General features: G+C 62.0%; 12 protein-coding genes. 3 read left to right on the top strand and 9 right to left on the bottom strand.

Annotated elements, in window-relative coordinates; translation table 11 throughout:
* Nucleotides 1–80 precede the first annotated feature (80 nt).
* Together CZ345_RS03495 and CZ345_RS03490 are read left to right on the top strand one after the other, a co-directional pair.
* Nucleotides 81–938 carry an amidohydrolase family protein gene (locus tag CZ345_RS03495; RefSeq protein WP_077071803.1) on the top strand — a complete coding sequence of 286 codons (858 nt, stop codon included), beginning with the start codon at nt 81–83 and terminating at the stop codon, nt 936–938.
* 15 nt (nt 939–953) lie between these two features.
* The gene (locus CZ345_RS03490) at nt 954–1,931 is read left to right on the top strand and encodes a TAXI family TRAP transporter solute-binding subunit (RefSeq protein ID WP_077071802.1); all 978 of its coding nucleotides are present in this window, start codon (nt 954–956) and stop codon (nt 1,929–1,931) included.
* A 156-nt stretch (nt 1,932–2,087) separates the two neighbouring features.
* Here the strand turns inward: CZ345_RS03490 and CZ345_RS03485 are convergent, their stop codons facing one another.
* Genes CZ345_RS03485 through CZ345_RS03475 form a run of 3 tightly spaced genes read right to left on the bottom strand, consistent with a single transcriptional unit; the run spans nt 2,088 to nt 7,967 of the window.
* Complete coding sequence (locus tag CZ345_RS03485; protein WP_162274923.1) at nt 2,088–3,557, bottom strand: efflux transporter outer membrane subunit; 1,470 nt, start codon at nt 3,555–3,557, stop codon at nt 2,088–2,090.
* Nucleotides 3,554–6,742, bottom strand: coding sequence for an efflux RND transporter permease subunit (locus tag CZ345_RS03480; protein WP_083717105.1), 3,189 nt, complete (start codon nt 6,740–6,742; stop codon nt 3,554–3,556). Before CZ345_RS03480 ends, CZ345_RS03485 begins: the two co-directional genes overlap by 4 nt.
* Nucleotides 6,735–7,967, bottom strand: a complete 1,233-nt coding sequence (locus tag CZ345_RS03475) for an efflux RND transporter periplasmic adaptor subunit (RefSeq protein ID WP_083717104.1) — start codon at nt 7,965–7,967, stop codon at nt 6,735–6,737. Before CZ345_RS03475 ends, CZ345_RS03480 begins: the two co-directional genes overlap by 8 nt.
* Nucleotides 7,968–8,146: 179 nt before the next feature.
* Here CZ345_RS03475 and CZ345_RS03470 point away from each other — a divergent pair, with 179 nt between their 5' ends.
* The gene (locus CZ345_RS03470; RefSeq protein ID WP_144277227.1) at nt 8,147–8,326 is read left to right on the top strand and encodes a hypothetical protein; all 180 of its coding nucleotides are present in this window, start codon (nt 8,147–8,149) and stop codon (nt 8,324–8,326) included.
* A 303-nt stretch (nt 8,327–8,629) separates the two neighbouring features.
* On the opposite strand, the gene CZ345_RS03465 is transcribed toward CZ345_RS03470, so the two are convergent.
* The 6 genes from CZ345_RS03465 to CZ345_RS17665 form a co-directional block, all read right to left on the bottom strand.
* Nucleotides 8,630–9,232 (bottom strand): hypothetical protein, encoded by a 603-nt coding sequence (locus tag CZ345_RS03465; RefSeq protein ID WP_144277226.1) that lies wholly within the window; start codon nt 9,230–9,232, stop codon nt 8,630–8,632.
* 215 nt (nt 9,233–9,447) lie between these two features.
* Nucleotides 9,448–10,674 carry a bifunctional phosphopantothenoylcysteine decarboxylase/phosphopantothenate--cysteine ligase CoaBC gene (gene coaBC / locus CZ345_RS03460; protein ID WP_077071837.1) on the bottom strand — a complete coding sequence of 409 codons (1,227 nt, stop codon included), beginning with the start codon at nt 10,672–10,674 and terminating at the stop codon, nt 9,448–9,450.
* Between the two features lie 208 nt (nt 10,675–10,882).
* Complete coding sequence (locus tag CZ345_RS03455) at nt 10,883–11,455, bottom strand: hypothetical protein (RefSeq protein ID WP_077071799.1); 573 nt, start codon at nt 11,453–11,455, stop codon at nt 10,883–10,885.
* Nucleotides 11,456–11,594: 139 nt separating this feature from the next.
* Nucleotides 11,595–13,505: a DUF2207 domain-containing protein gene (locus tag CZ345_RS03450; protein WP_162274922.1), complete on the bottom strand. Its 1,911-nt coding sequence runs from the start codon at nt 13,503–13,505 to the stop codon at nt 11,595–11,597.
* A gap of 229 nt (nt 13,506–13,734) precedes the next feature.
* On the bottom strand, nt 13,735–14,301 hold the full coding sequence (locus tag CZ345_RS03445; protein WP_077071797.1) for a LemA family protein: 567 nt from the start codon (nt 14,299–14,301) through the stop codon (nt 13,735–13,737).
* Nucleotides 14,298–14,558, bottom strand: coding sequence for a DUF4911 domain-containing protein (locus tag CZ345_RS17665; protein ID WP_077071796.1), 261 nt, complete (start codon nt 14,556–14,558; stop codon nt 14,298–14,300). The genes CZ345_RS03445 and CZ345_RS17665 overlap by 4 nt, the downstream gene beginning before the upstream one ends.
* Between the last annotated feature and the right edge of the window lie 40 nt (nt 14,559–14,598).

Raw genomic sequence — 14,598 nt, 5'->3', positions numbered from 1 at the left:
CCTAGCTCTTTTTTCTTAGCTAGGACAGCCCCCCGCTTCCCTTTCCTGAACCTTCAACACTCTTTGAAAGGAGAATTTCCATGATCATCGACTGCCGACTCAGACCTCCGGCGCGCGGCTTCCTCAACCTCAGCCTCTTCCGCGACACGGAACGCACCAAACGCATGAGCCGCTGCTTCGGTATGCCTCAGGCGCCCTCCACGGCACAGCGCTCCACCGAGCTTCTGCTCAAGGAAATGGACTCCGCAGGCATCACCATGGGCGTCGTTCCCGGTCGCCGCGCCTATCCCTTCCTCGGCGGCGTGTCCAATGAAGACATCGTGGCCATCATGAACGACTACCCCGGCCGTTTCCTCGGCGTCGCCGGTATCGATCCCACCAACCGGCAGGAAGCCCTTGATGAAATCGACAAGTACGTCAAGAACGGCCCTCTGGTCGGCGTAGGCATGGAACCCGGCCTGCTGCCCACTCCCATGTATCCCAACGACCGCCGCATCTACCCCATCTATGAAAAGCTGGAAGCCGACGGCATTCCCCTTCTGCTCATGGCGGGCGGCGGCAACGGCCCCGACCTCAGCTACGGTTTCCCCGCCATTCTCGATCAGATTGCCGCGGACTTCCCCAGGCTGACCATCATCAACACCCACGGCGGCTACCCCTATGTGACGGAAGTGCTGTTCGTCGCCTACAAGCGTCAGAACATCTACATCTGCCCCGACATGTACCTGTTCAACTTCCCCGGATGGCAGGACTACGTCACCGCAGCCAACGGTTTTCTGCAGGACCGCTTCCTCTTCGGCACGGCCTACCCCTTCATTCCCCTGGAAGAAGGTGTGGCGCACTTCAAGAGCCTGCCCTTCAAGCCCGAAGTTCTGCCCAAGCTGCTCTACAAGAACATCGCCACCGCGCTGAAACTCGACCTTCCCGGCACCCTCTAGTCACGGAGTTCATGCATGATGCTCAAAAAACTCGCTCTGCTGGCAGTGATGGCCGTTCTGGCTCTCCCCTCTCCCTCCCAGGCCGCGAATGAAAAAATCAAGATTCTTTCCGGCCCCACCTCGGGAGCCTGGTATGTGGGCATGGGCGCCGTAGCAAAAGCCATCAACAAGCAGTTCCCGGAAATCGACGTCAACCTGCTGCCCGGCGGCGGCCTGTCCAATCCCGGCCGCCTCTCCAAGAAGGAAGGCGAACTTTCCATCGGCACCCACTCCATCATGGTTTCCGCTGCCAAGGGCATTGATCCCTTCAGAAAACCCGTGACCGGCGTCAGCTCCATCTTCAATCTGAACGATGTCTCCCGTCTGCACATCATTGGCATCGGAAAGAACGCGCCCGAATCGCTGGAAAGCATGATCAAGAACAAGCAGCCCGTCCACATGGTCGTCGGCCCCATGGGCAGCGGCACGGAACTCTGGGTCCGCTGGATGCTGGCCACCTACGGCGTCACCTACAAGGACATTCAGTCCTGGGGCGGCAAGGTCATCACCAACAACTTCGACGACGCCGCCGATATGGCCAAGGACGGCAACGTGGATCTGCTCTTCTGGCTCGGCCCCGGCGAAATCTGGTTTGTGGTGGAACTGAGCAAGAACACCACCCTGAACTGGCTTCCCGTCAGTGATGAACTCTTCCAGAAGATGCATGACACCTACGGTGTGCAGAGAACGGAAATCCCCTCCACCATGTTCAGCGACGTGGTCGGCAAGAATGTCCCCGCGCTCTGCGACGCTGCGGAACTTCTCGTGCGTTCCGACCTGTCGGAAGAGCTGGTCTACAACATGACCAAGGCCATCGTCGAAGGCCGTGAGGACATCGGCACCGCAAACGCCGGCTGGAAGACCATGTCTCCTGAAACCGCCCCGCAGAACCTTGCCTTCCCGCTGCACCCCGGCGCGGCCAAGTACTATAAGGAAATCGGCGTGCTCAAGTAATCTCTTCCGCCGGGGAATCCCTGAAGAAGCTTCCCCGGCGCCCTTTTCTTCCCGCGCCTGCTGCACCGGCGGTTTTCCCCCTCACCGTTCTTCCCCTGCGCGGGCGCATCCTCCTGTCCGGAAGGGCGGCCTTTTCAAGGCCGCCCTTCTCTTTTTCTACCAGCCTCCGCCGAGGGCCACGCATACCTGCGCAATGGCGGAAAGCTGCGAGGACCGGCGAGACGCAAGATTCATCTCCGCTTCGTACAGCGTGCGTTCCGCCTCCAGCACGTCCAGATAGGGCGAATATCCCGCCGCATAGCGCGCTCTGGCGAGACTTGCCGCCTTTTCCATGCGCCTGCGGACCTCGGCAAGGCTTTTCACGCTTTCCGCCATGCCGCGCTGCGCCGCAAGCGAGGAACGGATATCGCAAAAGGCCTGCTGCACCGCCTTCTCATACGCGGCCTCCGCCTCGTGCATCGCGGCTTCGGCCTGCCTCACCCCGCTCATCGTCTTTCCGAAGGTGAACAGCGGCAGCGAAACGCTTCCTCCGTAACTCCAGGTCCCCGCAGGGCCGGTAAAAAGGCCGTTCAAGGCCTTGCTCGCCGTCCCCAGTGCCGCGGTGAGGCTTATGGAGGGAAAAAAGGCCGCCCTTGCCTCCCCCACCTGAAAATGCGCGGCCCGAAGCGCGGCCTCCGCCGAACGGATGTCCGGCCGCCGGTTAAGAAGTTCCGAAGGAAGCCCTGCGGGAAGCTGCGGTACCGCAGAAGCCTCCTCAAGCCGGTTCCGTCCCTTCGCCTCCGCCGCATAGATGTCCGCGGGCGAGGCTCCCGTAAGAAGAAGCAACGCGCCTTCGGCCTGCTCAAGTCTTGTCCCTGCCTGGGCCAGACTGTCCCTCAGTTCGTCCACCTGCGTGCGGACGTTCAGTATGTCCAGTTCGCTGATGGCTCCTGCGGCATACTGCTTCTCATAAAGAGCGGCGGACTGCCCGCGCGATGTCAGCGTGCGCCTGGAAAGATCAAGCTGAGCGGCATAGTTCAGCATGTCGAAGTAGGCGGAACAGACCTGACCGGCCACGGAAAGTTCCAGCGCCCGCCGCGCCTCTTCTGCGGAAAGAAGGCTCTCCTTCGCTGCGGAGGCCGCATCCCTGTAGCGGCCCCAGATGTCCGGCTCCCACGCGGCCTGTACCGCACCGGACCAGAGAGAGCCCACGCGCGAGGGGGAGGAAACGCTCCTGCCCGGCCGTCCTTCCAGCGCGCCCACACGCTCATCCAGAAGGCCGATCTCCTCCATCATGCCGTAGGAAGGCGACGAATCAAGGCTCGATTCGCTGCGCTCCCCGCTTCCCTGCGCGGAAAACCGGGGGAAAAGCCCAGAGCGCGCCAGCCCCAGAGAGGCGCGCGCCGCCTCCACCCTCGCCAGACTCTGTTCCAGATCCCGGTTGCGGGCAAGGGCCATGTCCACAAGTCCGTTCAACGTCTCATCCTGAAAACGCTTCCACCACTGGCGGGAAAGCATTTCCTGCCCCGCCTGCGCCTCGCAGCCCCATGAGGAAGGAAGCTGCTGCTCCGGCCGGTGATACTCCGGGGCAAGGGAACAGCCCGATACCAGAAGCGCCGCCACAAACACCGCTACGGCCTCTTTCATGATTTTTCCTCCCTCCGTGCCGCACCCGTCACACGTTCCGAAATCCGCATGACGAATACGAAGAAGTACGGCACGAGCAGCGGCGCAAGCACCGTGGCCGCAATCATGCCGCATACCACGCTCACGCCTATGGATACCCGGCTCGCCGCGCCAGCGCCCGTGCTGAAGGCCAGAGGCAGACAGCCGAGAATGAAGGCTATGGATGTCATGATGATGGGCCGGAAACGCAGTTTTGCAGCTTCCACGGCGGCCTCTTCCAGTCCTCTGCCCTGCCCGCGCAGCTCCACCGCAAACTCTATGATGAGAATGGCGTTCTTGCAGGCCAGCCCCAGCAGCGTGATGATGGCCACCTGCGTATAGATGTCGTTGGCAAGCCCCGTAAGCCAGTTGCCCAGTATGGCGCCGAACACCGCAAAGGGAACGGCGGAAAGCACGGCCACGGGCAGACTCCAGCGCTCATACTGGGCGGCGAGAATGAGGAAGATCATGAGCACGCTGAGCCCCAGCACGGAAAAATCCGTACCCCCGGTTTCCACTTCCTGATACGTCACGCCCGACCATGCGTAGCCGTAGCCCTGCGGCAGGGAGGAGGCCGCCTCCTCCAGCGCGGCGATGGCCTGACCGGAACTTACGCCCGGCGCGGGACTGCCCGTGATCTTGGCGGACAGAAGTCCGTTGAAATGGGAAACATTGTCCGGCCCTCCGCTGGTCTTTACCGTTACAAGGGAGGTGAGCGGTATCTGATCGCCAAAGGACGAGGTCACATACAGAGAACGCATGCTGTCGGGCAGGCTTCTGTAGCTTTCGTCCGCCTGCATCATCACCTTGAAGGTACGCCCGTAAAGGTTGAAGTCGTTGATGTAGGTGGAACCCAGCGTAGCGCCCAGCATATTGAACACCTCTGCGCAGTCCGTCCCTGACATCATGGCCTTTTCCCTGTCCAGCTCCACGAAAAGACGGGGAGAAGCCACGCTGAAGGAACTGCTCACGCGGGAAAGTTCGGGCCGCTTCGATGCTTCCGAGGCAAAAAGCGAAGCCGTACGGGCAAGTTCGGCGGGCGTGCCCGACGTGGTCTGAATCTGCATTTCAAAGCCGCCGGTATTGCTCATGCCCATGATGGGCGGGGGATTGAAGGGCAGTACCACGCCCCGGCTTTCCGCAAGGCCCAGCGCGTAGATGCGCCGCAGCGTCTCCTCGAGGTCGAGGCCCAGCTTTTCCCGCTCCTCCCAGGGCCTGAGCTGTATGAACAGCGTACCCGATCCCGTATTCAGCGTACTGTTGACCAGGTCGTACCCCGCAAGACTGAGCACATGGGCCACGGCGGGCAGCTCGCGTACCTTCTCGCTTACGTCTCTGACGAGTTCGCGCGTTCTGGGCAGGGCCGAACCTTCAGGCATTGCGATGGTGCACATGAGGGACCCCTGATCCTCCTCCGGCACCAGGGTAGTGGGCACGCGGGTGAAAAGTTCCGCAGTGCCTGCGGAAAGCGCCAGAAGAATAAGGAAGGAAAGCACCCCGTGCCGCAGAAAAAAGGTCACCAGATGGGCAAAGCCTTCCGTGACGGCATCGAAAAAACGGTTGAACCAGCGGAAGGGAGCCCACGGCTCGCCCTTCTTCTGCCGGAGCAGAAGAAGGCACAGCGCGGGGGTGAGGGTAAGGGCCACCACGCCGGAAATGACCACGGCCATGGCAATGGTCACGGCGAACTGGCGATACATCACCCCGGCAAGCCCTCCGAGAAAGCCCACGGGAATGAACACGGAGCACAGCACGAAAACGATGGCGACCACGGCGGAAGTCACTTCGTTCATAGCCGCGGCCGTGGCTTCCCTGACGCTGAGTCCCCCGTCGTGCAGAACGCGTTCCACGTTTTCCAGCACCACGATGGCGTCGTCCACCACCATGCCTATGGCCAGAACCAGCGCAAACAGCGTAAGGGTATTGATGGAGAAATCCAGCAGATATACCCCGGCGAAGGTACCCACCAGAGCGATGGGCACGGCAAGGCAGGGAATGAGCGTGGCCCTCCAGTCCTGAAGAAAAAGATACACCACGGCGAACACCAGCAGCATGGCCTCCACCAGAGTACGCACCACCTCTTCCACGGAAAGACGCACGAAAATGGTGGTGTCGTAAGGGACCATGTAGTCCATGCCCGCAGGGAAGAACTTCGCCTGTTCCTCCATGTAGGCGGCCACGCGACTCGCGGTATCGAGTGCGTTGCTGCCCGGGGCAAGGAATATGGCCAGGGGTATGGCTGTGGCGCCGTCGATGGCGCAGGCGAAGTTGTAGCTTTCCGCCCCGAGTTCCACACGGCCCACGTCGCGCAGGCGCAGCACCCCGCCGTCCGGCGAGGCGCGCAGAATGATGTCGCCGAACTCCTCCGCCGTAGTGAGACGCCCCTTCGATTCCAGCTGCCAGGTCATGGAAAGACTGTCCGAACCGGGCTGACTCCCCACGCTGCCCAAGGAATACTGGGCGTTCTGGTCGTTGACGGCCTGCGCAATATCGCCGGTGCTGATGCCGAGCTGCGCCATGCGCGGCGGATCGAGCCAGATGCGCATGGCGTGGTCGCGGCTGCCGAGTATCTGCGCCTGTCCCACGCCGGGCACACGCTTGAGTCCGTCCAGCAGGTTCACCAGCGCGTAGTTGCTGAGATAGGTGGCATCGAACATGCCGTCTTTGGAGTACAGGGCCACGATTTCCAGAATGGCGGGAGAAAAGGTATCCACCGTCACGCCGTACTGCCGCACGATTTCCGGCAGCATGGGCACTGCGGCCTGCACTCTGTTGTTCACGTTCACCTGGGCCATGTCGGGATCGGTCCCCACGGCGAAGGTCACGGAAATCTGCATGGCCCCGCTGGATGAGCTGACCGAACTCATGTAGATCATGTCGGCGACACCGTTGATCTGCTCCTCTATGGGCGTGGCCACCGTCTGCGCGATGATCTCGGGACTGGCGCCCGGGTACTGCGCGCTTACCGATATGGTGGGGGGAATGAGATCCGGGTACTGAGCAACGGGGAGCTCGCGTATGGACAATATCCCCGCCAGCACGATGAACAGGGAAAGCACCATGGAAAGCACGGGGCGCTGCAGGAAAAAGCCCTGCCTGAAAGCCGCGGGAGCATTCCCGTTCTCTCCGATGCCTGTCCCCTTGTCGTTCCTTGCAGCATCACTCATGAACATCCTCCCCTGCGGAGGAAACCGGAGCGGGAGCCGCTTCCACCCCTCTGCCCGTTACGGAATTCGAGGAATCCGGCGTATCCAGGGCATCCTGCCTCAGCATCTGACGCATCAGCTCAGGCTGCGCCTTCTGTCCCGGAGTCACCTTGTTCTGCCCCTGCACCACAACTCTGTTTCCCGCCTCAAGCCCCTTTTCCACCAGAAAATATCCGCCGAAGGCGGGGCCTGTCGTCACCGGAACAAGAGACGCCGTGTTCTCTTCATCCAGCACGCAGACTTCCGTTCCGCGTTCCGTCTGCATGAGCGCCTCCTGGGGAAGCATGAGGGCGTTCACGAGCTTTCCTCCGCCCACACGTACAATGACGAACTGCCCGGGCATGAGCGTCCCCTGAGGGTTGGGGAAGCGGGCCCTCGCGTGTACCGCGCTTGTGGATTGCTCCACCTGCGTATCCAGAAAAGTCACCACTCCCTTTTCGCCGTATTCCATCCCTTCCATGAGGCGCAGCCTTGCCGCCGACCCCTTGCCGTAGCTTACGGCCCTGCCGTCCGCCTCCATGTCCCGCATGGTGAAAAGCTCCACGGCAGGTACGGAAAACTGCACGTCCATGGGATCGGTCTGATTGATGAAGGTAAGCGTGCTCTCCGGCGTGACCAGCGAGCCCACGGTACTTACCTCACGACTGGTGAAGCCGGAAAGCGGCGCTTCCACACGGCAGTAGCCGAGGCGTATGCGGGCCTCCTCCACGGCAGCCCCGGCCGATGCCGCCTGAGCCTGCGCGCTGCGGAAGGCGGCATGGGCGCTGTCGTACTGCTGACGGCTCACGGCGTTCTCACGGACAAGCCTGCGTACACGCTCGTATTCTTTACGCGCGTTCTCAAGGGCGCTTGAAGCCTGTGCAAGCTGCCCCCGTGCCTGCTCCAGCGCCGCCCTGTAGGGGGCTGAATCTATATCGAAAAGAGGCGCGCCCTTTTCCACATAAGCGCCTTCCTCAAAAAGACGCTTCTGCAGTATGCCCGTCACCTGCGGTTTGACCGCAGCGGAATGACTGCCCTCGGTCTGCCCCATGAAGGTGGCGTACAAAGGCACGTCCATGCGGACAAGTTCCACCGCCGTCACCACGGGCGGAGGAATTTCCGCACTGCCGGAATGTTTTTTCTCCTCGTCGCATGCCGCAAGAAAAAGGCACAGCGCCGCCGCTGCCGCCACGCGCAAAATCGTCATACGCCTTCCTCCTCATCGTGAACGCATCCGCCGACCCTCCGCAAGAAGCGCGAGCTTTGCGCGCCCGCAGAAGAGCGCCGCCATAATCGCGCATTGACAAAAAAGGAAGCGCACGTAGATTATGACGGAATCCCTCCCTTTTTAATACGACGATGAAACGCGCGTCCATGAGGTTCTGTATGAGTCCGTTTATTCTTCGAGGTTTCCTTATCGGCAGCTCCGTCGGCATATTCGCCGTTCTTCTCGGCTTCGTGAACACGGCGGAAGGCATCGTGTTCGGGTCCACCATGGGGCTGCTTGCCGGGCTCACTTCCGCAAGGCTTCAGGAAAAAAGAATGAGGGACAAGAAAAAAGAGTAGCGCAGAGCCGGGCATTCCCCGGAAAAACGCACTTCGCCCCCTTCCCTGCACGAAGAACAGAGGCAGAGATTTTCATCTCTTCTGCCGGATACCCCGTATCCTCAGACGGAAAAGCACTTCCCGGAATCCAAGAGCCTCCCGTTTTCCCCCCTTCCCCCGGCGGAAGCCCGCGCATCTTGCCTAGATGCGGAACGGTACGACAAGCTTCGGCAGAACATGCAAAAAAAGAGCGGTTCCATGAGAACCGCTCTTTTTTACGGAAGCATCCGCTGCCGTGGCTTCGTGACCATGCGGCGGGGTAAACTATCCCCTGCGCTTTGCGCAGAAGCCGAGCCTGCGCGACAAAAACACCAGCACGCGCCGGAAGGAAGGTTCATCGTCAGCAAGAGCCTGCGGGCGCGGCATCTGCACCACCAGTCTGCCGTGCACGCGCTCCTCGCAGAAGGGGAAAAGCGTTTTGGGCATGGCGAGAACGTCGCGGGCATCGGAGCCGAAAAGCAAAAGCACTCTGGGGTTCAGCAGCTTCACGCCGGACCAGAACAGCGCCGCGCCGTTTTCCTCCCCGGGGAGATTGCAGGGCCAGAACACATGCGTACCGCCGGGGTGCCTCAGCTCCATGAGCATACGCACGATAACTTTTTTCCGCGTCTCGTCGGGAACTCCGGTCAGATCCTCGCCGAGGCCGAAATATGTCCACAACACCAGAGGACTCGGCGGCAGGGGACGGCGGTTCTTCAGCGCAAGCCAGGTTTCAGGCCAGCTTTCCACCGGCAGAGCCCCTGGCGTGACGAGCAGATCGGAAGAGGAAGCCGTTTTCACGGGCCTGACGGAGGCGGCGCTTTCCACGGCAGGGCCGGGGCCTGCGGAAGCGGGCCTCTGCTGCGGCGCCATGCGCTTTTCCGCCAAGGCAGCCTCCGTCGTTTCCCGGAAGGGCGGAGCGGCAAAGGAAGCGCCGTTCCGGGGCCGGAGCGCGGCCGGCTTCTTTTCGACGGCGGGTGCAGCCGACGCCGCGGAAGCCTCTCCCGGCTTCTGACGCAGCGCAAGAACCCGCTCCTCACTTTCCAGAAGCAGGGTGCCGAGCCCGGCCTTCAGCCACGGGCGAACTATGACGGAACGGCTCGTCATACGGACAGGGAACGGACCCAGTCGATGATCTTCCAGGCCACCTGCGGCTTGGGCATGTCGGGCCAGACCTCGTCGCGGCCCTGGGCATCGGCCACATAGACGCGGTTGGCCGCACGGCCGAAGCCGTCGGAAATACGGTTGCCCACAATCATGTCCGCCCCCTTGCTCGCAAGCTTGTGATGCACGGCAAGGCCGAGGGCGTCCATGTCGGGCGCGCTTTCCGCCGCAAAGCCCACAATGACCTGCCCTTCGGAACGCTCTTCCGCCAGAGTACGCAGGATGTCGGCATTGGGCAGGAAATTCAGGCTGAAGCCGTCCGCAGCCCTGTCCTTCTTGAACTTGCCCGGCCCGTGCGGTTCGGGGCTGAAATCGGCAACGGCGGCGGTGAACACGCCCACATCCGCGCTTTTCCACAATTCGCGGGACTTTTCCAGCATCTGACGGGCGCTTGTCACATCGTGCCTGTGGAAGGCGGCATCCTCGGGCATCCACACATCCACAGGACCGCACACCGCATGAACTTCCGCGCCGCGCAGCCACGCCGCCACGGCAATGGACGCGCCCATCACGCCCGTGGAGGCGTTGGTCCAGAAGCGCACGTCGTCCCAAGCCTCGCGGGTGGGTCCGAGGGTGATCATGACGGATCTGCCCTCCATGTCCTGAGGCGTAAGGGCCTTGAGCCCGGCAAGATAGATCATGCGCAGATCGGCAAGTCTGCCCTGCCCCTCGTCGTGACAGGCGACCACGCCGCTGTCCGGTCCTACGAAAAGAAAGCCCCTTTCCCGCAGAACGTCCACATTGGCCTGCGTGGCGGGGTTGCGCCACATGCGCGGATTCATGGCCGGCGCCAGCACCACGGGTCCGTCGAAGGCCAGCGCCTGGGCGGAAAGCATGTCGTCCGCCCGGCCCTGGGCAAGGCGCGCCAGCATGTCCGCCGTAGCGGGAGCGATGACCATGGCGTGCGCTATCTGTCCGGGTTCCAGATGCTCGAAGGGAGCTTCGCCGCTGAACATATCCCCATAGACAGGAGAGGCCCCGAGAGCTTCGAAGGTGAGCGGAGTGATGAACCTGCGCGCGGCAGCCGTGAGCGTGGCGCTCACGCCCGCCCCGGTATCCTGCCAGCGATGCACGAGTTCGGCCGCGCGGAAGGCGGCCACGGAACCGCATACGCCAAGGTGAATCCTCTTGTCCGCAAAACGCTTGAACAGCAGATGCTTTTCCATGCCGCACCCCCAGAATAAATGGAAAAAAGCGCGCCCGCGCAAAAGCCGCGCCGGAAATTTCCTTCCGCCCCTTCCGGCAGGACGCACCGGAGCGGAAAACATCGCCCGGGCGCGCAGGCCCGGGCGTTTCCACGCGCTCTCACACTCATGCCGCGCCCGGAATCCGGGGAAAACTCCCTTCTCCGGTCCGGGCGTCTTCCGGCATGAATCAGTTGGACAGCTTCGTTACCTGACCGGAAGACACGTCGGTGTAGGAGGAAGCCGGGGCGCCGGAGAAGCCGGAGCCGGAATAGGAGGAACCCGAATAGGAGGAAGAGGCTCCGCCGTTATGCAGTTCGGGCACGAGGTTCAGAATATCCACATTCACGCCGTTGACCACCCACACGTCCATGGAGGTGTTCACCACGCCCTCACGGTAGAAGATGGCTGCATAGTGGGGAGACTTCTCGTAAAGCTGCACCGAACGCACGCCCACGCTGGAGCCGCGAAGCTGCCAGCCCTGGCGGGCCATGTTCTGCATCATCACGTTGGCGAGCGAGGTACCGTCCACACGGCCGTTGAAGGATTCCAGGCCGAACTTGCTCCCGTCCGGAGCCACGGTCACCAGCGTTTCGGAGGGAATGGCACTCATGGGAGCGGGAATGGGCACGTCGCGGAACTGGGAAATATAGGTATCCGTGATGCTGGGCTGTTCAAAGGGATTGCTGATGGAAGGCATGCTGGAACAGCCGGTGAGCATCAGGGCCGCGGCCAGTCCTGCGAACATCATGCGGGCTTTCATGAAAACACCTCCGAAAGGGAAGACGCTTGCGGGAAAACAGGTAATTCCGGCAGGAAAAGGAAATTTTCCCGCCTCTCTCCACGGCTACCCTATGCTAAAAAGATAGGATGTGCAAACGCCTTTCCCCCTGTTCCGGCGCTCAGCATCCGCCGCCGCCACCGCCACCGCCGCCGCTGCCCGCACCCCCGCCGCCGTCGCCGAAGGAACTCGCCGAGGAGGAGGAAGATTCCCCGGAACCGGCGGAAGATGCGCTTCTTTCCGCGCAGGAAGAAAACGCCCCCGCACGTTCGGGCGTCATCACCTCTCCGCCCGCCGAAGAGGCGGTGAAAAGCCCGGCGGAAAAATGCGCGCCCCAGGCCTGTTCCAGCCCGAGGGCCACGGCATAGGGAAGAAGCTCGTGGTAATGCTGCGGCGTACGCCCGGGCACGGGCTGCGCATTCATGACGGGGACCTCCGCCATGCGCATGTAGAGGGCAAGCCCCTCTATCTCGTCGAGCACGGCACGGGCCTCCTGAGTGGGAGCATCCATGATGCAGGAGAAAAACAGCGGAATGAACAGCGCGAAAAAGGCAAGCCCGGTTTCTGCGGGAGTGAACATCTCGAACGTGTCCCGGCAGATCGTGAAGATGAAAAAGCCCATGAAGGCAAAGGCGCACGCCTGAAAAAGCAGCGAGACGACAAAAGGCCCCCATCGGCCCGAACGCCGAAGCGACGCCGAAACAGGGAGGAATCGCCGGAAAAGGAAGAAAAGAAAGAGCACGGGCACAATCACGCCCGGAGTACCTTCGGGAAGAACGCCGCCCGTCAGGTAGCCGGTAACGGCAGCAAGGGCGAGCAGCGTGGCCGCCATGCCGATGAACATCCACACCGAGCCGAACAGTCCCGTCAGCCCTCCCCCGGCGCCTTTCCACAACTTTCCGTAATCGCTGCGGAGCTGCTTTCCCATGGCCCGACGCATGGCGGCAAGCCGTTCGCCGTGTTCCCGGTCTACGGGCAGTTCCCCTTCAAGAAGCTCCAGAATGCGGTTCTCCTCCGCATGGGGGGAAAGCCCCTCGCCGCGCTTCAGCACGAATCCGTCCTTGCCGCCTTCCAGGCTGCAGCAGCCCTGCATGACAAGGGAAAGCACCGCCGCGCCGAAGCAGCCCGGCGTCACCTCGGTTTTATGGTAAAGAAAGGCCGTTGCCGCGGGAGAAAGAATCTGCAGGGCTCCTTTTCTCCCGTCCGTACCTCTGCGTATATGGGGGGGATGAAAACGCGGAACGACGACGCCTTTCTTCGGATCGCGCCCGGTAAAGAACCACACAAGGAAAAAGTAAAGCAGAAGCGCCGCGTCCAGAATGCCGAAAAGCAGCGCGCCCGGCAGAGAACCCGCTGCCTTTTCCGGCACAATGAAGCCCTTGCCCCAGCCCGCCGCCACGGTGAAGTCTTCGCCGGGCTTCACGGAACGCTGCGCGGTAAAACGCATGACAAGGCGGCCGTTCTCCACCGCATGACGCATCGTTACGGAAGATTCCCTGCTGCCCGGCCTGCCCAGCCACGCACGCTGCCCGAAAAAAGGCGCGCCCGCAGGGCAGCGCACGGTGCAGGAAGCCCCGTCTATGGGCCTTTCCCAGGAGGAGCCCGTCACGTTCCAGGTAAGTTCATCGTTGGCTTCAAAAAAAGCGGTCTGCCCGGTCATGCGGTAGGAAAGAAAAAATTCATGCCTTCCGGGTTCGAGAAGCCTCTCCCTGTCGCGCTGATAGACGCGCACGGAAGAAGGGGAACGGCTCACATCATCGGCGGGAAGCGGCCGTCCGTCCAGACGCACGGCAAGCACCTCCATGGAGGCGCGGCCCTGTCCGTGCCGGAGCGTCACCACGGGAATATCGCGGAATATGCCGTGAAACCGCCCCGATTCGGGAATATCCACGTCGAGCGTTTCCTCAACCACGATGTCGCCGTTGCCGGCCACGTCGATGACGACGTCGAAACGACGCACCTGCACGGCCGAGGCAAGGCATTCCGTCGCGGCAAGAAGACACAATATCAGTGCAAGGAACCATCGCTTCACCGGCCCACCTCCTGATTCCGTCATCATGAGCCGGGGCGGCAGGAGCGTCAAGGCAGCCCGGCCCGGCTTTTCCGTCCCCGAGGGGACAAAAAAAAGGAGGAAGCCCCGCTTCCTCCCTGATCTTTCTTTTTCCTGCCGGACGGCGACGGAACGCAGGCAGATGCGCCCGGCGCATCCGTCAGACACCGTTCCGCCCTTTCTCCCCATCGCATGACCTGAGGCCCCGGCCCTACCGGACGGGATAGCCCCCGGGCAGCGCAGCTTCCTCCTCGGCGGAAAGCTCGAAGTACTCCATGGGTTCAAAGCCGAACCTTGCGGCCACAAGGTTTCCGGGAAACTGCATGATGCGGTTGTTCTGGTCGCGCACGGTACCGTTATAGTAGCGGCGCGCCATCTGAATATCGTTTTCCAGCTCGGCAAGGGACTTCTGAAGCTGAAGAAAGTTTTCCCCCGCCTTGAGCTCGGGATAGGCTTCCGCCACAGCCATCAGGCGACCGAGCGCAAGGGAAAGCCCCTTTTCCGCCTCGCCCACGGTGTGAATGTCGCCTCCGGCGGCCTTCATGCCCGCCTGCCTTGCCGCCGATACGGCGGAAAGCACATCCTTTTCATGCAGAGCGTAGCCCTGCACCGCGCTGACGAGCAGAGGCACGAGATCGTGCCTGCGCCGAAGCTGCACATTGATGCCGCTCCACGCCTCTTCGGCAAGGTTGCGGCCGCGCACCATGGCGTTGTGCAGAAGAATGAGCGCCAGCACCAGAGCCAGCGCGACGACGGCAACGATTCCGGCGACAATCATGTTCTTTTCCCCTCAAACGCTCCGTTTCCGGCTCTCCGCCCCGGAGAGCACGGATGATCGAAAATCTCAAAGGGTACGGTCCGCCTCATGCCCGCCAGAAGCTCGAGAAGCTCCTCCCGCTGATGCGGGGAAAACAGCAGCTTGAACAGCGCCCTTTTCGGATCGAGCACCGTAAGCATGGCAAGATGCCCGCCCCCGCCTTCCAGAAGATAACGAAAAAGACCCGTATCACCGGGAGCGATACGGATCAGCAGCATCTGTGAAGCGTCGGCGGCGGGAAGCCGTACAGGCTTTCGC

This window comes from Mailhella massiliensis, from assembly GCF_900155525.1.
Classification (GTDB): Bacteria; Desulfobacterota; Desulfovibrionia; order Desulfovibrionales; family Desulfovibrionaceae; genus Mailhella; species Mailhella massiliensis.
This window is presented reverse-complemented; position numbering and strand designations above follow the sequence as displayed.

Excerpts from the sequence above, each read along its gene's own strand:
- CZ345_RS03495 (WP_077071803.1), top strand. The coding sequence starts at position 81 with ATGATCATCGACTGCCGACTCAGACCTCCGGCGCGCGGCTTCCTCAAC.
- CZ345_RS03490 (WP_077071802.1), top strand. The coding sequence starts at position 954 with ATGATGCTCAAAAAACTCGCTCTGCTGGCAGTGATGGCCGTTCTGGCT.
- CZ345_RS03485 (WP_162274923.1), bottom strand. The coding sequence starts at position 3,557 with ATGAAAGAGGCCGTAGCGGTGTTTGTGGCGGCGCTTCTGGTATCGGGC.
- CZ345_RS03480 (WP_083717105.1), bottom strand. The coding sequence starts at position 6,742 with ATGAGTGATGCTGCAAGGAACGACAAGGGGACAGGCATCGGAGAGAAC.
- CZ345_RS03475 (WP_083717104.1), bottom strand. The coding sequence starts at position 7,967 with ATGACGATTTTGCGCGTGGCGGCAGCGGCGGCGCTGTGCCTTTTTCTT.
- CZ345_RS03470 (WP_144277227.1), top strand. The coding sequence starts at position 8,147 with ATGAGTCCGTTTATTCTTCGAGGTTTCCTTATCGGCAGCTCCGTCGGC.
- coaBC (WP_077071837.1), bottom strand. The coding sequence starts at position 10,674 with ATGGAAAAGCATCTGCTGTTCAAGCGTTTTGCGGACAAGAGGATTCAC.
- CZ345_RS03455 (WP_077071799.1), bottom strand. The coding sequence starts at position 11,455 with ATGAAAGCCCGCATGATGTTCGCAGGACTGGCCGCGGCCCTGATGCTC.
- CZ345_RS03445 (WP_077071797.1), bottom strand. The coding sequence starts at position 14,301 with ATGATTGTCGCCGGAATCGTTGCCGTCGTCGCGCTGGCTCTGGTGCTG.
- CZ345_RS17665 (WP_077071796.1), bottom strand. The coding sequence starts at position 14,558 with ATGCTGCTGATCCGTATCGCTCCCGGTGATACGGGTCTTTTTCGTTAT.